The sequence below is a fragment of the Corallococcus macrosporus genome (assembly GCF_017302985.1).
GTDB lineage: Bacteria > Myxococcota > Myxococcia > Myxococcales > Myxococcaceae > Corallococcus > Corallococcus macrosporus_A.
The window spans coordinates 56191-71841 of record NZ_JAFIMU010000010.1 but is presented as its reverse complement, the minus strand read 5'-3'; the positions used below and the strand labels follow the sequence as shown (position 1 = coordinate 71841).

Annotated in this window: 15 protein-coding genes and 1 riboswitch; of the genes, 11 read left to right on the top strand and 4 right to left on the bottom strand. The window is 68.8% G+C overall.

The genetic code is table 11. From position 1 onward, the window contains the following. The first annotated feature begins 4 nt into the window (after positions 1-4). The gene (locus JYK02_RS31085; RefSeq protein WP_207056848.1) at positions 5-622 is read left to right on the top strand and encodes an RDD family protein; all 618 of its coding nucleotides are present in this window, start codon (positions 5-7) and stop codon (positions 620-622) included. Further along, on the top strand, positions 607-2790 hold the full coding sequence (locus JYK02_RS31080) for a D-alanine--D-alanine ligase family protein (protein ID WP_207056458.1): 2184 nt from the start codon (positions 607-609) through the stop codon (positions 2788-2790). Before JYK02_RS31085 ends, JYK02_RS31080 begins: the two co-directional genes overlap by 16 nt. Before the next feature lie 66 nt (positions 2791-2856). On the opposite strand, the gene JYK02_RS31075 is transcribed toward JYK02_RS31080, so the two are convergent. Further along, positions 2857-4137 (bottom strand): phospholipase D-like domain-containing protein, encoded by a 1281-nt coding sequence (locus tag JYK02_RS31075; RefSeq protein ID WP_207056456.1) that lies wholly within the window; start codon positions 4135-4137, stop codon positions 2857-2859. Positions 4138-4212: 75 nt separating this feature from the next. Then, the gene (locus tag JYK02_RS31070; RefSeq protein ID WP_207056454.1) at positions 4213-5643 is read right to left on the bottom strand and encodes a carotenoid oxygenase family protein; all 1431 of its coding nucleotides are present in this window, start codon (positions 5641-5643) and stop codon (positions 4213-4215) included. Between the two features lie 95 nt (positions 5644-5738). On the opposite strand from JYK02_RS31070, the gene JYK02_RS31065 reads away from it, so the two are divergent. The 3 genes from JYK02_RS31065 to JYK02_RS31055 all read left to right on the top strand — a co-directional run bounded on the left by JYK02_RS31065 (position 5739) and on the right by JYK02_RS31055 (position 8087). Further along, the gene (locus JYK02_RS31065; protein ID WP_242589411.1) at positions 5739-6485 is read left to right on the top strand and encodes a TetR/AcrR family transcriptional regulator; all 747 of its coding nucleotides are present in this window, start codon (positions 5739-5741) and stop codon (positions 6483-6485) included. Between the two features lie 65 nt (positions 6486-6550). Beyond that, entirely contained in the window at positions 6551-7909 is a 1359-nt protein-coding gene (locus JYK02_RS31060) for a P1 family peptidase (RefSeq protein WP_207056452.1), read from the top strand. A 55-nt stretch (positions 7910-7964) separates the two neighbouring features. Continuing rightward, complete coding sequence (locus tag JYK02_RS31055) at positions 7965-8087, top strand: hypothetical protein (protein WP_014396669.1); 123 nt, start codon at positions 7965-7967, stop codon at positions 8085-8087. Positions 8088-8121: 34 nt separating this feature from the next. Here the strand turns inward: JYK02_RS31055 and JYK02_RS31050 are convergent, their stop codons facing one another. Further along, entirely contained in the window at positions 8122-8634 is a 513-nt protein-coding gene (locus JYK02_RS31050; RefSeq protein WP_207056451.1) for a hypothetical protein, read from the bottom strand. Positions 8635-8727: 93 nt separating this feature from the next. Here JYK02_RS31050 and JYK02_RS31045 point away from each other — a divergent pair, with 93 nt between their 5' ends. From JYK02_RS31045 to JYK02_RS31035, 3 genes are all read left to right on the top strand, one after another. Then, a complete protein-coding gene (locus tag JYK02_RS31045) occupies positions 8728-9879 on the top strand; it encodes an AI-2E family transporter (protein ID WP_207056449.1) in 1152 nt (383 codons plus the stop codon). A 48-nt stretch (positions 9880-9927) separates the two neighbouring features. Next, complete coding sequence (locus JYK02_RS31040; protein WP_207056447.1) at positions 9928-10968, top strand: hypothetical protein; 1041 nt, start codon at positions 9928-9930, stop codon at positions 10966-10968. A gap of 142 nt (positions 10969-11110) precedes the next feature. Continuing rightward, complete coding sequence (locus JYK02_RS31035) at positions 11111-12868, top strand: CotH kinase family protein (RefSeq protein ID WP_242589410.1); 1758 nt, start codon at positions 11111-11113, stop codon at positions 12866-12868. Between the two features lie 45 nt (positions 12869-12913). Here JYK02_RS31035 and JYK02_RS31030 read toward each other — a convergent pair whose 3' ends face one another. Then, positions 12914-13681, bottom strand: a complete 768-nt coding sequence (locus JYK02_RS31030) for a polysaccharide lyase (RefSeq protein ID WP_207056445.1) — start codon at positions 13679-13681, stop codon at positions 12914-12916. A gap of 171 nt (positions 13682-13852) precedes the next feature. Between JYK02_RS31030 and JYK02_RS31025 the strand changes: the two genes are divergently transcribed. The 3 genes from JYK02_RS31025 (at position 13853) to JYK02_RS31015 (ending at position 15644) form a co-directional block, all read left to right on the top strand. Beyond that, positions 13853-14323: an NUDIX hydrolase gene (locus tag JYK02_RS31025; protein WP_207056443.1), complete on the top strand. Its 471-nt coding sequence runs from the start codon at positions 13853-13855 to the stop codon at positions 14321-14323. Positions 14324-14368: 45 nt separating this feature from the next. Beyond that, positions 14369-14440: riboswitch (guanidine-III (ykkC-III) riboswitch) on the top strand. 17 nt (positions 14441-14457) lie between these two features. Further along, positions 14458-14787 (top strand): quaternary ammonium compound efflux SMR transporter SugE, encoded by a 330-nt coding sequence (gene sugE / locus JYK02_RS31020; RefSeq protein ID WP_207056440.1) that lies wholly within the window; start codon positions 14458-14460, stop codon positions 14785-14787. A gap of 95 nt (positions 14788-14882) precedes the next feature. Beyond that, positions 14883-15644, top strand: coding sequence for a class I SAM-dependent methyltransferase (locus JYK02_RS31015; RefSeq protein ID WP_207056438.1), 762 nt, complete (start codon positions 14883-14885; stop codon positions 15642-15644). The last annotated feature ends 7 nt before the right edge of the window (positions 15645-15651 follow it).

Genomic DNA, 15651 nt, shown 5'->3' with positions numbered 1-15651 from the left:
CCTCATGGCGACGGAGCGCGGAGCTCCCCGCGTGCTGCGGCTGGTGCAGGAGGACGCGGAGCCGGACTCTCCGTACCCGAAGGCGTCGCTGCTGTTGCGGCTGGGCGCGCGGGTCATCGACTGCGCGGTGGCCTGGGGCCTGTACGTGGTGTGCGGGGCGGCGGGCGCGGTGGTGGCGCTGCTGTTCCTCTTGCTCGCGGACGGAATGCTCCAGGGGCAGAGCGTGGGCAAGCGCATCTGCGGCGTGAAGGTGATGCACCTGCCCACGCGCTCGGCCGCGCGGCACCGCGACAGCACGCTCCGCAACGCGCCGCTCGCGCTGGTGGTGCTGCTGGGGATGATGCCCGCGCCGCAGGGCGTGGTGGCGGCCCTGGCGGGCTTCGTCGTGATTGGCGGCGTGGAGGCGTGGCGCGTGCTGGCGGATCCGCTGGGCCTGCGGCTGGGGGACACCTGGGCGCAGACGCAGGTGGTGGACGGGAAGGTTGTCGCGGGGGCGACGGTTGCAGCCCGCACGCCGGTGGCCGCCACGCGCGCCCCGGGTCGTTTGATGTCGGCGGCGAAAGTGCGCCGCGGCAAGGCATTCAGGAAAGGGAGACGGGGTAAGCCATGCGCATCGCGCTGACCTACAACCTGCGGCTTTCGGACTCGGAAGAAGAGGCGGAGTTCGACACGCAGGAGACGGTGAACACGCTGGCGGGAGCCATCGAGCGGCTGGGCCACCGGCTGGAGCGCTTCGAGGTGAGCGGCCCCGCGTCGCGCACCGTCGCCCGCCTGGAGGCGTACAGCCCGGACCTCATCTTCAACACGGCGGAAGGCCGCCGTGGCCGCTTCCGTGAGGCGTTCTACCCGGCGCTCTTCGACGAGCTGGGCTTCGCGTACACGGGCTCGGACGCGTACGCGCTGGCGCTCACGCTGGACAAGCAGCTGACGAAGCTCATCCTCTCCAAGCACGGCATCCGCACGCCGGGCTGGCAGTACGTGGAGAAGCTCAGCGAGCTGCAGCCGGAGAACCTGCGCTTCCCCGTCATCGTGAAGCCCAACTTCGAGGGCTCCTCCAAGGGCATCACCCAGGACTCCGTCGCGGAGACGCTGGAGCAGGTGCGCGAGAAGGTGGCGAAGGCGCTGGAGAAGTACCCGGCGGGCGTGCTGGTGGAGGAGTACATCAGCGGGCGCGACCTCACGGTGCCGTTCCTGGCCGCGGTGGACAACGACTTCGACGGCGTGCTCGCGCCGGTGGAGTACGTCATCGACCCGGAGGCGTCCCAGGGCCGCAAGTACTCCATCTACGACTACGAATTGAAGACGCGCCGGGAGAAGTCCGTGTCCGTGCGCGCCCCCGCGAACATCCCGGCGAAGATGTCCGAGGACGTGCGCAAGATGGCGCAGAAGATCCTCCAGGTGCTGGACTGCCGCGACCTGGGCCGGCTGGACTTCCGCGTGTCCGACGCGGGCGTGCCGTACTTCCTGGAGATCAACGCGCTGCCCAGCCTGGAGCCGGGCGCGGGCATCTACGCCGCGGCGGAGCTGGAGGGGCTGCACCTGGACGGGGTCATCAACTCCATCATCCAGAGCGCCGGCAAGCGCCACAAGATCCGCGACAACAAGAGCCGCCAGGGCAGGCCGGCGCGCAAGTCGGGCCCCTTGCGCGTGGGCTTCAGCTTCAACGTGAAGCGCGTGAAGCCCAGCGCCACGGCGGAGACGGTGCAGGAGGACAGCGAGGCCGAGTACGACTCGCCCAACACCCTCCAGGCCATCCGCGAGGCGATTGCCTCCTGGGGCCACGAGGTCATCGACCTGGAGGCCACGGCGGAGCTGCCCACGGTGCTCTCCAGCACGCCGCTGGACGTGGTCTTCAACATCGCGGAAGGGTTCAAGGGCCGCAACCGCGAGAGCCAGGTGCCCGCGATGCTGGAGCTCCTGGACATCCCGTACACGGGCTCGGATCCGGCGACGCTGTCGCTCGCGCTGGACAAGGCGCTGGCGAAGAAGATCGTCCGTCAGGCGGGCATCCTCACGCCCAACTTCCAGTTGATGGTCACGGGCAAGGAGCGCCTCAACAAGGAGTTCACCACCTTCCCGCTCATCGTGAAGCCGGTGGCGGAGGGCAGCTCCAAGGGCGTCGTCACCAAGAGCGTCTGCTACTCGGAAGCCGAGCTGCGCGACGTGGTGAAGGAGATCGCCGGCAAGTACCAGCAGCCCGCGCTGATTGAGGAGTACATCGGCGGCCGTGAGTTCACGGTGGGCCTCTTGGGCGAGCGGCGTCCGCGCGTGCTGCCGCCCATGGAGATCGTCTTCCTGGACAAGGCGGAGAAGAACCCCGTCTACAGCTTCCAGCACAAGCTCGATTGGACGGACCGCATCCGCTACGACGCGCCCGCGAAGATCGAACCCGCGCTGCTGGAGAAGCTGCGCACGGCGGCGCGCAACTCGTTCATGGCGCTGGGGTGCCGCGACGTGGCGCGCATCGACTTCCGCATGGACGACAAGGGGCGCATCTACTTCATCGAGTGCAACCCGCTGCCCGGCCTCACGCCCGGCTGGAGCGACCTGGTGCTCATCGCCCAGGGCGCTGGCATGGACTACCGGACGCTGATTGGGGAGATCATGGCCCCCGCGATCCGCCGCTACAAGGAGCGCGAGGCGCGCAGGGCCCAGACGGAGCAGCCGTCCGGCACCCACGCTCCGCCGCTCAACAAGGTCGTGCAGCGGATTGAAGAGCAGACCGCGCAGGCCAATGCCTCGGCCCCCGCGGAGAACACGCCCGCGCCGCGTCCGGAGCTCAAGTCCTGAGCTGACACTGAAGCGCGGAGCAGGGAAGGGGACGGTGCCCGCGAAAGGCGCCGTCCCCGTTTCATTTCAGCCGTCGCTGAGGGCCTGCGCCCAGCCCTTCTCGAAGTTGTCGTGGTACGCCTGCCACAGCGTGTCCGAGTAGAACTTCACCAGGTTCTCGTCGTTGTAGCGCAGCGAGTTCTTGGACAGGTTGTGCGAGCCCGTCAGCACCATCTTGCGCACCGTCCCGTTGAAGTTCCCCGAGTAGACGAAGTGCTTGCTGTGCGTGAGGACCTCGCGCGGCGTGCCGTCGCTCGTCTTCACGTTGTTGGAGGAGACGTCGTAGAGCTGGCGGAGGGTGATGTTCGTCGCGCCGCTGAGCTTCGTCTTGATGCCCGAATCCATGTCCGTGTAGAGCACGCGCACCCGGCAGCCCAGCTTGCCAATGCGCACCAGCTCCGTGGCCACGATGGCGCGGCTGTCGTTGAAGTGGTTCTGGTTCACGTCCAGCGTGCAGCCCGACACGGCCGTCTTGATGTAGTCCGTGAAGTTGTTCGTCACGGTGTCGCTGGACAGCTCGTTGTCGTTGCCCTCGCGCGGGAAGAAGTACGCGGTCCACGGCGCGTTGGGAGAGCTGTAGTACCCCTGGCCCGTGGAGGGGTTGTAGTAGTCCGTCGTCTTCGTGCCGCCGCGCAGGTCGTTGTGGTAGCCGACCCAGTAGTCGTACCAGTCCCAGTCCTCGTAGCTGACGACCATGTCGTTCCAGTAGTTGTTCTGGGAGTAGGTGTTGTTCCAGGAGCCCTGCACCACGACGCGCTGGATGCGGTTGCCCTGCGGATCCGTGGTGGTGGAGAAGGTGAAGATCTTGTCGTGCATGATGGTGCCCTCGCGGTCGAAGCCCGCGATGCACGCACTGCCCGCGCCCGTGCCGTTGCAACGCGTGAGCTCCAGCCTCAAGCCGTCCGGGCATGACGCCGCCGGGGGCACGTAGCTGCTGATGTCGTGGATGACGCCGCCGGAGGAGAACTCCGACGCGGCGCCGCCGTTCTGCTCGTCCACCACCAGCCGCACGACGACGCCCCGGCACAGCGCGGACTTGATGGCCGCGTTCAGGTGGTCCGTCGTCCACAGGAACATCGCGATGCGGATGTACGAACCCTTGGGGCTGTTCGAGATGAGCCGGACGATTTCGTCCTTGATGCGGTAGTCGCGCGTGCCCGTGTTGTCCGGCTGGTTGAACACGACGTAGAGCCCCGGCACGTTCGTCGCGCCCTGGGCCTGCGCCGCCAGGTTCGGATCCGTCTGCGCCTGGGGCTGACACCCGAACAGCGCCGCCACCAGTCCTGCCAACGCCAGCAACCGTTTCATGACCTGCCTCCGTTTCTCCATTTCCAACCATTTAAGCCGAAATGGTATGGAAAACGGAGAAAACCGGAGTCAGGGTCACTTCGCGGGCGCGAAGCCGCCGTGGAAGGTAGGGGGCAGGGCGTGGTCGAAGTGGCAGCGCGCCACGGGCCCGTCCTCCATCCGGCGCGCGTCCAGCACGGCGACGTGGGACGTGTCCGCCTTCGCGTCGTAGACCTGCGTGAGCACCCAGCCGTCGTCCTCCGCGCTTCCGCCAGGGCGGGGGACGAAGATGGGCTCGGAGGGGTAGGTGCCCTCGCCCAGGTCCGCCGTCGTCAGGCGGCCCGTGGCCAGGTCCATGCGCGCCACGCCGTTGAAGAGGCCGCGCCGGGCCTCGTTGCTCCGGTGCACGCCCATGTAGAGCGTCTGGTGCGCGCGGCCCACGACGCCGGGGGCCACGCGGGGGAACTCGCAGCTCACGTCCAGGCGCTGCTCGGTGCGGAAGGTGCCCGCCTTCACGTCCACCACCGCCCGGTGCAGCATGCCCTGCGCGTCCGAGGACGTCGTGCCGCGCACCAGCTCCCCCAGCCACTGGTTCGTGGTGAAGTCGGGGTAGCGCACGTAGTCCACCACCACCGTGTCGCCCTCCTCGTACGCGTTGGCGAAGTGCCACAGGTAGAAGGCGTCCGTGGTGATGCGCACCGGGTGCTCCACGTCGTCGATGGGCACCACCAGCACGTCCGTGCCCGCCTCCGGCTTCCACCGCAGGTTCTCCGAGTACGAGCCCACCTGCAGCAGCGCGCGGAAGAGGTTGAGGCGCAGCGGTGCCAGGAAGAAGACGAGGTAGCGATCCGTGGCGATGAAGTCGTGCACCATCGTCGCGCCCGGCAGCTTCACCGAACCCAGCCGCTGGGCCTTGCCGCCGTCCGGCAGGACGAAGAGGTCCGCCAGCGTGAACCGGCCGTAGCGGACGCCAAAGTTGTAGGACGCCTTGCGCGACGGCACGCGGTGAGGGTGCGCGGAGAACGTCTCCACCACCGTGCCGTCGAAGTCCGTCTCGCCCCGCGTCGACAGGTCCTCCGTGGACACCTCCACCGGCACGCTGCCCTCGAAGAGCGCGTACAGCTTGCCGTTCCACGCCATCACGGACGTGTTCGCGGAGTTCTTGCGCGTCTGGCGCAGCTTGTGGAGCAGCGGCGTGGGCGTGCCGTAGCCGCCGAAGCGCTGCGAGGACGCCGCGCGCTCCGCCACCATGGTGGGCGAGTCCAACAGCCGCGACGCGCCCTTCACCCCGTCCGCGCCGAAGCGCACGCCCAGCATCCCGCCGTCCCCGTCGAACCAGTGCTGGTACGGCCGGCCGTGCACGTCGAACGTCCACGGCCCCACCCGGTACAGCGAGCCCCGCAGCCCTTCGGGCACCTGGCCCTCCACGCGCAGCGGCTCGAACCCGTGCTGGCGGGGAAGCGTGCGGAACGCCTTCAGCCAGCCCGGCGCGGAGGAGGACAGCGTCTGCTTCATCGCGGTCGTCATGACAGCTCCCTTTCCAATGCAACGTCCGGGCGCGAGAAGACCCCGCGCCGCCCATCGTGTAGACACTGTAAACATCGCATGTTGTCGCTGTCAACATGGATGTTGACGCTGGCAACTTCGTCCCGTGGATGCTCAAGTCGCGCAGACGACAGTCGGGGCATGAGGAGGCACGGACGGTGGCGACGAAGGGCAGGCGCAAGCAGGCGGCGGAGGCACCCTCGGAGAAGGACAAGGCCCGGTACCACCACGGGGACCTGCGCCAGGCGCTGGTGGACGCGGCCGTGGCGCTCATCGCGGAGGAGGGCTTCGGCGCGCTGACGCTGCGGGAGGTGGCCCGGCGGGCGGGCGTCACCCACGCGGCGCCCTACCGGCACTTCGCGGACAAGGAGGCGCTCCTGGAGGCCGTCGCGCACGAGGGCTTCCGCGCCATGGCGCGCGAGATGCGCGAGCGCATGGCCCAGCACACCGGCCCCCTGGAGCGGCTGTACGCGGCGGGCGAGGCCTACGTGCTGTTCGCCGTGCGCCACCCGCCGCACTTCCGCGTGATGTTCGGCCCGCACTTCACGCGGCCCATGTCACCGCCTCCTGAACCGGAAGGAGAGCAGGGGGCCTTCACGCTGCTGGTGAGCACCATTAAAGCCGCACAGGCGGCGGGCCTGCTGCGGGGAGGGGAGCCGCGTCCCCTCACGCTCACCGCGTGGTCGCTCGTGCACGGGCTCGCTTCGCTGTTCGTGGACCGGCAGCTGGGGGAATCCGTGCAGGGCCCGGAGGCCGCGGAGGCGCTCGCCCGCGTGCAGACGCGGCTGATTGTCGAGGGGCTCCGGGCACCCGCGCGCGGCTGAAGGTGCGCGACAGTCGGTAGGGAAGCAGGGTTGACCGTCGGGGATTGTCGGGTACGGTCGGCGGCATGGTGCGCATTCCGGAAGAGACGGGGCCGAGGGTCAGGGCGCGGGAGCTGGGGCTGCCGCTGGGACGCTTCAAGCCGGGGAAGTACAACGCCATCACCGACGTGGAAGGCGTGCTGGTGGGCCACACCACCCTCATCGAAGGCTCGGGCCCGCTGCGGCCCGGCTTCGGTCCGGTGCGCACGGGCGTCACGGCCATCCTGCCCAACCTGGGCAACATCTTCATGGAACGCATGAGCGGGGGCGGCTTCGTGCTCAACGGCGCGGGCGAGGTCTCAGGCATGACGCAGCTCATGGAGTGGGGCCTCATCGAAACGCCCATCCTCCTCACCAACACCATGGCCGTGGGCGCCGTGTCCGACGGCGTGGCCAACTACCTGGTGCAGCGCTACCCGGGCATCGGTGACGAGCACGACGTCATCATCCCCGTCGTGGGCGAGTGCGACGACTCATGGCTCAACGACATCTCCGGGCGCCACGTGCGCCAGGAGCACGTCGTCGCCGCCATCAACGCCGCGAAGTCCGGCCCGGTGCAGGAGGGCAACGTCGGCGGCGGCACCGGCATGGTGACGTGCGACTTCAAGGGCGGCATCGGCACGTCCTCGCGCAAGCTGCCGGAGGTGCTGGGCGGCTACACGCTGGGCGTGCTCGTCATGTCCAACTTCGGGAAGATGCACAACCTGCGCGTGGGCGGTCTGCCGGTGGGCGAAGTGCTGGTGGAGAAGTTCAAGAACACCCCCCACCGCGGCAAGTCCTACGGCTCCATCATCGCGGTGGTCGCCACGGACGCGCCGCTCCTGAGCCATCAGATCAACCGCCTCTGCAAGCGCGTGGGCCTGGGCATCGGCCGGGTGGGCAGCTACGCGGCGCACGGCTCGGGTGAGATCGTCGTGGGCTTCTCCACCGCGAACATCATCCCCAGGCGCACCCAGAAGATGGTCTACAAGATGAAGATCCTCCTGGATCAGCGCCTGGACCCCCTCTACGAGGCGGTGATGGAGGCCACGGAGGAGGCCATCCTCAACGCCATGTGCATGGCGGAGCCCATGACGGGGGTGAACGACAACTACTCGCCCGCGCTGCCGCTGGACGAGGTCCGCCGCTTCGTGGACGCCTGCCGCCCCATCTTCGCCTCGGTGAAGAAGCGCCCCCACCAGACGAGCGTGCCCGCCTCCAAGGAGCGCCCCAGCGACGAGGACCGGGAAGGGGAGGTGACGCTGGGAGCGGCCCTGCCCACCCAGGTGCGCGGCGCGGAGGGCATTCCCTTCCCGACCCGGCCCGCCCCCAACGAGCCCCCGCCGGACGGAGGCCCCCCTCCCACCCCAGAAGACCCCGAGGGTTCCTCTTCCGGGAGCCCGTAGGCTTCTGATAGGTAAGCCCCCCTTTGCTCCATTCCGGAGACCAGGAGCCACCCACATGGCCAACAGCAAGAGCAAGCACCGCCGCGTGCAGATGAAGATCCGTCAGCACTGGAAGAAGCGGATCAAGAAGCAGAAGGAAGCCGCCAAGGCCGCCGCCGCCGAAGGCAAGAAGAAGTAGTTTCGCCCTGGCGCCGCTCCCGGCGGCCCTGGCTTTACTGCCGGGTCGCCGTGAAGGGGCGCGTCACGTTGCATCTCAGGGCGGACGTGCCCTGGATGCGCGAGTATTGGCCGGTGAAGGTCCCGGACAGGCTGCCACCGCCGCCGTCCTCGGGGCCCCCGGTGAAGGTCGCGTTGAGGCTGAGGAAGGTGCTCACCCCCCCGTCGCTGCTGGGCGGCGGCGTCCCGGTGAGGATCAGATCGCCGGACGCGTACACCTGGCCCGTCAGCGCCACCCCCGTCAGGGAACCCGTGAGGACGCCGCCGTCGGTGCGCTGGATGTTCAGCACCTCGCCGTCCGCCAGGGACTGCACGTTCAGGTTCACGCACTCGGCGGCCAGGCCCGCGTCGCCCTGGAACGCCAGGGGGTAGTTGCCCTCCACCGGGGCGCACGCGTCGCCGCAGTCCACGGCGCCTCCCTCCTTGCAGGCCGGCGCGATCAGCAGGAGGGTGCTTCCCGTCACCGCCAGGGCGGCGGCCGTCAGGGGGGCGAAACGTCCAGTAGTCATGGGTGGCCTCTCGAGGGACGGAAGCACGGGCTTCCTGGTGGGAATAACCGTTCCTAGCTTGCGTGCAGCAGGTCTGGGGGACGGGGTGGGGCGGTGACGGCGGGCGATTCCAAGCGGTGGTCGAACTTCATCTTCGCGGGGCTCTTCGCCGTCGCGTTGATTCTCTTTTCACGCATCTTGCTGCCGTTCCTGATGCCGGTGCTGCTGGGCGGCTTCCTGGTCGTCCTGTTCATGCCCATCCAGGACTCCTTGGACCGGCGGCTCCAGGGCCGCAAGTCCCTGGCGGCGGGACTGTCCACCCTCGCGGTGTTCCTGCTCATCCTGGCGCCGCTGGCGCTGGTGGGCTGGATGGTGGCCCGCGAGGTGCTCCAGTTCGTGGGCCAGGCGCAGGACCTGTTGGATCAGGTCGACCTGCGGCACCATCTGCTCAACAGCCTGCCGCGCGGCCTCACCCGCTACGTGCACTTCGATCCGGAGAGCTCGGAGACGGAGCGGCTGCTGATGACGGCGGTGTCCGGCGGCGCGGGGCTGCTCGCGGACCTCGTCGGCGCGGGCACGGAGCTCGTCGTCAACATGTTCCTGATGACGGTCGCCATGTACTACTTCTTCCTCGACGGCCGCCGGCTGGTGAACGAGGTGGCCCGGCTCATCCCGCTGGAGCGCCGCTACTTCGACGCCTTCTCCCACGAGTTCACGGACGTCGCGTACGCCATCATCTACGGCAACACCGTCACCGCGCTGGTGCAGGGCGCGGTGGGCTTCGTCGGCCTGCTCATCGCGGGCGTGCCGCATGCCGGGGTGTGGGGCGCGGCCATGGTGCTGGTGGCGCTGGTGCCGGTGGGCGGCACCGCGCTCGTGTGGGGGCCCATCGGCGTCATCCTCATCGCGGCGAACCGGGTGAGCGAGGGCGTCTTCCTCCTCGCGTGGGGCACGTTCCTGGTGGGCAGCATCGACAACGTCATCCGCCCGCGGCTGTGCGGCTCGCGCATGGCGCTGCACCCGCTGCTCGTCTTCCTGTCCATGTTCGGCGGGCTGGCGGTGTTCGGGATGATGGGCCTGCTGGTGGGCCCGCTCATCGCGTCCATCTTCATGGCCATGGTGCGCATCTACCGGCGGGACTTCCTCGGGCGTACGCAGGAATCGCAGCCTGCTCCCGTGGTGTCCGAGGATTCCTCGCCTTCGCTCTCCCCGCAGCCCGCGCCAGTGCCCTCGGCGGCGAGCGTGGGTCACGTGATGAACGCCTGAGCCCCGAGCCTGGACTTCGCCCCGTCACTGGGTGAACCTGCTCGGAGCATGACGACCACCCGAAGCGCGAGGGTCCCCTCGGGACTGCTGTGGACCCTGGCCCTCGCTGGAGCCCTGGTGGCTCCGGCCGCGGCGGCCTCCGACACCCTGGCCCCTCGGGCCTTCCACGGCACGCGTGAGGCCCCGGCGTGGCTGTCGCTGCGGCTGGGCGGCGCGACTCCGGGCGGCAATGGGAAGTCGAAGGCGGAGCCGGAGGTGGGCGCGCCCACCTGGGTGCGGCTCAACCTGTCCCTCACCGCGACGTGGCGGCGCTACTGCGCCAGACCCGGCGTGGAGAGCTGTGGCGAGTACGACCGGCTGCCGGAGGAGGATCAGCTCGGGGACACGTCCGACTTCACGTCGTCGTATCCCTACCTGGGGCTGGCGCTGGAGGCGGAGGTGCTGCCGCTGGCACGCGAGACGACCTCCGTGCTGCGCGGGCTGGGCTTCAAGCTGGGGGCGCAGCGGGGCTTCTCCAGCTCCGACGTGACGCTCACCGGGGACGGCGGCCAGACGCCGGTGCGCGAGGTGTCCGCCACGGACACGTCTTTCACCGCGCAGGCGCTGTACCGCTTCTACTTCCGCTTCGGCACGACGCGGCCGCAGCAGGGCTATGTGGGCGCGAGGGCCGGCGTGCAGACGCGCGCGTTCGACGTGGAGTCCTCCACGGACAACCCGCTGTCCGGCACGCATCGCGTGTTCCCGTCCGTGGCGTTGGATCTGTCCGTGCCGCTCTTCGCCTCGGTGCGCCTGGACGCGTCGGGTGGGCTCCTGCTGTCGCCCAAGCCGGGGCACTCGCCGGACGCGGACGGGGGCCGGCGGGCGCTGGAGGTCCGCGGCTTCGGCACGTCCGTGTCCAGCTTCGGCTGGAGCGCGGAGCTGGGCGTGACGGGGGACATCTGGGGGCCCTTCGGCTACGACGTGGCCTGGCGGCTGGCGCACTTCAAGGACCGGTTCTCCGGGGCCGGCACGCTCACCGGTTGGGACGATGGGGGAGCGGCCGAGGAGACATACTCCAGCCTGCACGTCGGCGTGATCGCGACGTACTGAGCGTCCTGCGTGTCGGACGTGTAACACCCCCCTGGCGCACGGGTTTCTGGACCCGGGCGGGATGCCTACCCCTTGCCTCCACGGCCTGATGCGGGCCGCGATGCAAGGGGGACGGTTCTCGGTGCGAGCAAGGCATGGGTGGATGCGGGGACTGGCGGGGCTGGCGTGCCTTGCCCTGGTGGCGTGCGGTGGGGGTGACACCCAGGGCCCCAATCCCGGCACTCCTTCCGACACGACCCATGACGACGCGGACGGGCTGCCACGGCCCGACGCGGGCACGGTGGATGGCGGCACGCAGGCGCCGTCCGACGCGGGCACGGGCTCTCAGAACGACGCGGGCACCGGGTCGCCGGATGCCGGAGGAACGGATGCGGGCACCGCGCCGCTGACCTGCGCGCCCACGGCGGGCGACGCGCGCTGGGTGCTGGAGGGCGAGGCCTTCACCGCGAAGGTGACGTGCGCGACGGGCTACACGGCGGCCGGGCTGCGCTTCGGGGTGAAGAACCTGCCCGCGGGCGCGACGTTCGACGAGTCCACCGCCACGCTGAGCTGGAAGCCCGCGCTCAACCAGGGCGCGGTGTGGATGCTCACGCTGGAGGAGCGCACCACCGGCGAGACGGGCACGCTCAAGGTGGGCGTGGCCAACAACGACAACGCGCCGGGCAAGGTCGACATCGTCGACCCCGTGGCCTACACGGAGGAGTACGGACTGCCCGTGGTGCACCTGTTCTTCCCCCCGGAGCCGGGTCTGACGTCCGGCGGCTACCGGCCCGCGGAGGTGGTGTACCGGGGCCACCGCTACACCATCGAGGCGAAGTACCGCGGCGCCACGTCCAGCGTGTTCCCCAAGCGCAGCCTGACGCTCAAGTTCGCGGAGGACGACCTGTTCTCCGAGCCCGTCTTCGGCGACGGCTTCAAGGACCGCAAGCGCGTGGTGCTCATCACCACGTTCAATGACAACTCCTACCTGCGCTCGAGGCTGGCGTTCGACCTGTGGCACAAGCTGTCGCCCGACGCCGTGCGCATCCGCACCTTCAGCGTGGTGGTGTACGCGAACAACAAGTTCCGCGGGCTCTACACGGCGGCGGATCACGTGGACAAGCGGCTGATGGAGTGGAACGGCATCGACAAGGACTCGGACCTGTTCAAGGCCGACACCGCGGACGCCAACTTCTCCCGCCTGACGCGCAACGGGCAGACGAAGGAGCACCTCCACGTCGGCTTCGTGAAGGACGAGGGCACGCCGGATGAGAAGCAGCCCCACGCCTTCGACACGCTGCACGACTTCGTCGCGTGGGTGGCGGACTCCAACGCGGACGGCTTCCGCCAGGGGTTCGGCACGAAGCTGAAGGCGCGCGACTACGAGGACTGGTGGATCTTCAATACGCTCATCCAGGGCAACGACTCGCAGTCGAAGAACGCCTATCACGCGTACGACCCCAAGACGGGCGGCCCCTGGCGCTACATCCCGTGGGACCTGGACGCGAGCTTCGGGCAGAACTTCGACACCACGCGCACCAGCGCCACGGCGCGGCCCACGTACGCGTCCGACAACCTGCTCTTCAAGCGGATGCTGGCGGAGCCCACCATCGCGGGCCCCATGCGCGAGCGCTACCGCCAGGCCCTGAAGAACGAGCTGAGCGAGGCCGCGGTGCAGGCGCTGATTGACGGCTACGTGCGGGAGCTGGGGCCCAACGCGCAGCGCGACGAGGCGCGGTGGGGGGAGGAGTACCGCAACTTCGCGAAGCCGAGCACGGGGCCCGACGTGAACGAGGGCGGCTACGGCAACTTCCCGGAGTGGCACCTGCGCCAGGACTTCAAGACCCACGCCGAGGAGGTGGAGTACATCCGGCAGTGGGTGCACACGCGCTGGGGCACGTTCCAGTCGAACCTGCCGTGAGGTTGGCGGCGCGGCGGGGGGAGGACCTCGCCGCGCCGGCCGGGACTACCACTGCGCAGGGTCCGCGTCGGCGAACGTCGTGCCGGCGGCGATCTCGTCGATCCAGATGCTGCGGGTGGGCTGGCTGCCCTGCATGTAGCCGCTGTCGTGCCAGCCGTTGGCGTAGAGGCCCACGCGGAACTGGAGGTAGCGGTCATCCGCCACGGTGGTGGCCAGGTTGAACTGCTCCAGGACCTTCACGCCGTCGAACCACAGCTTGATGAAGCCGGTGGTGTCGCTGGCCCACTTCACCTGCATGACGACCTTGTGCCACTCGCCCGGGGTGACGGTGGCCAGGTTGCGGAAGGTGGTGGTCTTCTGGTCGCAGACGGTGCCGTACTTCACGCGGGTGGTGAGCTGGTTGCCGGACAGCCACACCATGGTGGTGGGCATGTGGCCATCGCAGCCCGTGTCGGAGAAGTTCGCGATGAACTGGGCGATGTTGAAGGACTGCGGTTGGAACTGCCAGTCCTGCTGCAGCCGGAACATGAAGCCGTAGAAGCCCGTGTCGCCCCGGCGGTACACGTTGTGCTTCACGACTTCCGAGTGGTAGCGCTCGGTGTAGTTCGGGTCATAGACCTGCGTGGCCTTGATGGCGGTGGAGCCCTCGTAGACGACGTTGGTGACCTCCTTCAGCGAGCCGTTGTGCTCCACGTTGAGGGAGTTCCAGCCGCTGAGCGTGCCGGTGTTGCGGAAGATCTCCGCGGCCTCCGCGACCAGCCCGAAGGCGAACAGCGACACCCCTGCGGCCACGGCGAAATGCTTGCGCTGCATTGAACGACCTTTCACGAATTGCTGCTTATGCCAGTTCAATAGGCGAATCTGGGATAATCCGCAATCGCATGAGCAAGCGCTGGCCGCTGGGTGTGGTGCTGCTGTCCCTGGGGTGTGCCTCCGTGCCACCCGTGCGAAGGTCCTGATGCACTTCGTCCGAGGGAGCAGGCGATGACCGATGGACGGTCCTGGAACGGCAACTGGAAGGTTCGCATCCGTGAGCGGCTCCAGGAGCGCGGTTTCACGTCACTTACTGCGTTCGCCGAGTCACGCCCCGCCGTGCCGTTCGTGGAACTGGCGGAGGAGCTTGGGAAGGACGATATCGCGGGCGTCCAGATTCTACGCGGACTGCTCGCCGAAGCAGAGCAGCGCAAACAGGTCACGCGATTCGTGCGCGATGTGCTGGTGCGCCATCTTGCCGAAAACCTCCCGGATGGATGGCCTGCAAAGATGGACAGGAGCAACCGATTCCTGGTCGCACAGGCGCTTGCCTACTGGTCCACCGACACACCTGAAACCCATGCGGCCCGTGTCGAACGGGCAGGCGATGCCCTCGTCGACATGTCACTCCCGCCGGGCTGGCGCCCCATGGGTCCCGACGACGAGCTCCTCCTCACGTTGCTGCCGGACGAAGAAGCCTGAGCGGTGGCAGGACGCGCCCATCCCGGTTAGGTTGCGCATCGCGTGCGGATGCCCCTTGGTGGGGCAGCCGAGCCCGGACGAGGTGCGCCGTACCCGGTCACGACAAGACGACGCCTGAACGGGAGTCGTGTGTCATGACGTCGTCGTGGATCCTCCTCATTGTCGCCGGGCTGCTCGAAGTCTGCTGGACCATCGGGCTCAAGTACACGCAGGGCTTCACCCGGCCGCTCCCCAGCGTGCTCACGGTGGGGGCCATGATCGCGAGCATGGGCCTCCTGGGCCTCGCGGTGAAGCAGCTACCCATCGGCACGGCCTACGCGGTCTGGGTGGGCATTGGCGCGTTCGGCGCTGCGATCGCCGGCATGGTGCTCTTCCATGAGCCCGCCACGCCCTCCCGCCTGTTCTTCCTGGCCTTGCTCATCATCGCCATCATGGGCCTGAAGTTCACCAGCGGGACGCACTAGCCACCCGCACCGGAAGATCCGCCGATCTTTCCCGAAGCGCCGCCCTCCATTCCGGGGGCGGCGCTTTCCTATCGTGTGCCGCCAGGAGGATGGAGATGGCGGACACGCGGGAAGAGATGATGGAGCGCTTGCTGGACGACGCGGGAATCCGCGAGGGCATGCGCGTGCTGGATGTCGGCTGCGCTTTCGGTGCCCTCACGTTCCTCGTCGCAAGGAGGGTGGGCAGCACGGGGCAGGTGGTGGGCCTGGATCGCGACCCCCACCTGCTGTCCATGGCCCGGGAGAAGGCCCGGGAGCAGGGCTTGTCGAACGTCACCTTCATCGAAGCGGACCTGGCCGCCGTGCCGCCCGAGCTGGGCCTGTTCGACGCCATCACCGGACGGCGCGTGCTCATGTACCAGCCCGACGCGGTGGCCGCCCTGCGGGGACTCGTCCGGGCCGTGAAGCCCGGTGGGCTCGTGGTCTTCCAGGAGAACGACGCGTCCATCGGCCCGGTGAGCCTGCCGCCGCTGCCGCTCCACATCCGCGTGAGCGAGTGGATGTGGCACACCGTGGAGCGTGAAGGCGCGGACCTCCACATGGGCTTCCACCTGGCCCCCGCGATGGAGCAGGCCGGCCTCTCGGTGGAGCACGTCCGTGCCGAAGCCACCTTGCAGACGCCGAAGGTGCACCACCCGGTGGGCCCCATCCTGCGGGCCATGCTCCCGCGCATCGTGCGGCACGGCATCGCCACGGAGGAGGAGATGGGCATCGACACCATCGACGCGCGGCTCCTCGAGGAACGAACGAAGGCCAACACGACCTACCTGGGCGAGATGGTCTTCGGCGCCTGGGCCCGCCGGACCGTGGGGGATTGAACCCTCC

Coding starts and splice junctions, on each gene's coding strand:
- JYK02_RS31085 (WP_207056848.1), top strand. CDS start 5: ATGGCGACGGAGCGCGGAGCTCCCCGCGTGCTGCGGCTGGTGCAGGAG.
- JYK02_RS31080 (WP_207056458.1), top strand. CDS start 607: ATGCGCATCGCGCTGACCTACAACCTGCGGCTTTCGGACTCGGAAGAA.
- JYK02_RS31075 (WP_207056456.1), bottom strand. CDS start 4,137: ATGAAACGGTTGCTGGCGTTGGCAGGACTGGTGGCGGCGCTGTTCGGG.
- JYK02_RS31070 (WP_207056454.1), bottom strand. CDS start 5,643: ATGACGACCGCGATGAAGCAGACGCTGTCCTCCTCCGCGCCGGGCTGG.
- JYK02_RS31065 (WP_242589411.1), top strand. CDS start 5,739: ATGGATGTTGACGCTGGCAACTTCGTCCCGTGGATGCTCAAGTCGCGC.
- JYK02_RS31060 (WP_207056452.1), top strand. CDS start 6,551: ATGGTGCGCATTCCGGAAGAGACGGGGCCGAGGGTCAGGGCGCGGGAG.
- JYK02_RS31055 (WP_014396669.1), top strand. CDS start 7,965: ATGGCCAACAGCAAGAGCAAGCACCGCCGCGTGCAGATGAAGATCCGT.
- JYK02_RS31050 (WP_207056451.1), bottom strand. CDS start 8,634: ATGACTACTGGACGTTTCGCCCCCCTGACGGCCGCCGCCCTGGCGGTG.
- JYK02_RS31040 (WP_207056447.1), top strand. CDS start 9,928: ATGACGACCACCCGAAGCGCGAGGGTCCCCTCGGGACTGCTGTGGACC.
- JYK02_RS31035 (WP_242589410.1), top strand. CDS start 11,111: ATGCGGGGACTGGCGGGGCTGGCGTGCCTTGCCCTGGTGGCGTGCGGT.
- JYK02_RS31030 (WP_207056445.1), bottom strand. CDS start 13,681: ATGCAGCGCAAGCATTTCGCCGTGGCCGCAGGGGTGTCGCTGTTCGCC.
- JYK02_RS31025 (WP_207056443.1), top strand. CDS start 13,853: ATGACCGATGGACGGTCCTGGAACGGCAACTGGAAGGTTCGCATCCGT.
- sugE (WP_207056440.1), top strand. CDS start 14,458: ATGACGTCGTCGTGGATCCTCCTCATTGTCGCCGGGCTGCTCGAAGTC.
- JYK02_RS31015 (WP_207056438.1), top strand. CDS start 14,883: ATGGCGGACACGCGGGAAGAGATGATGGAGCGCTTGCTGGACGACGCG.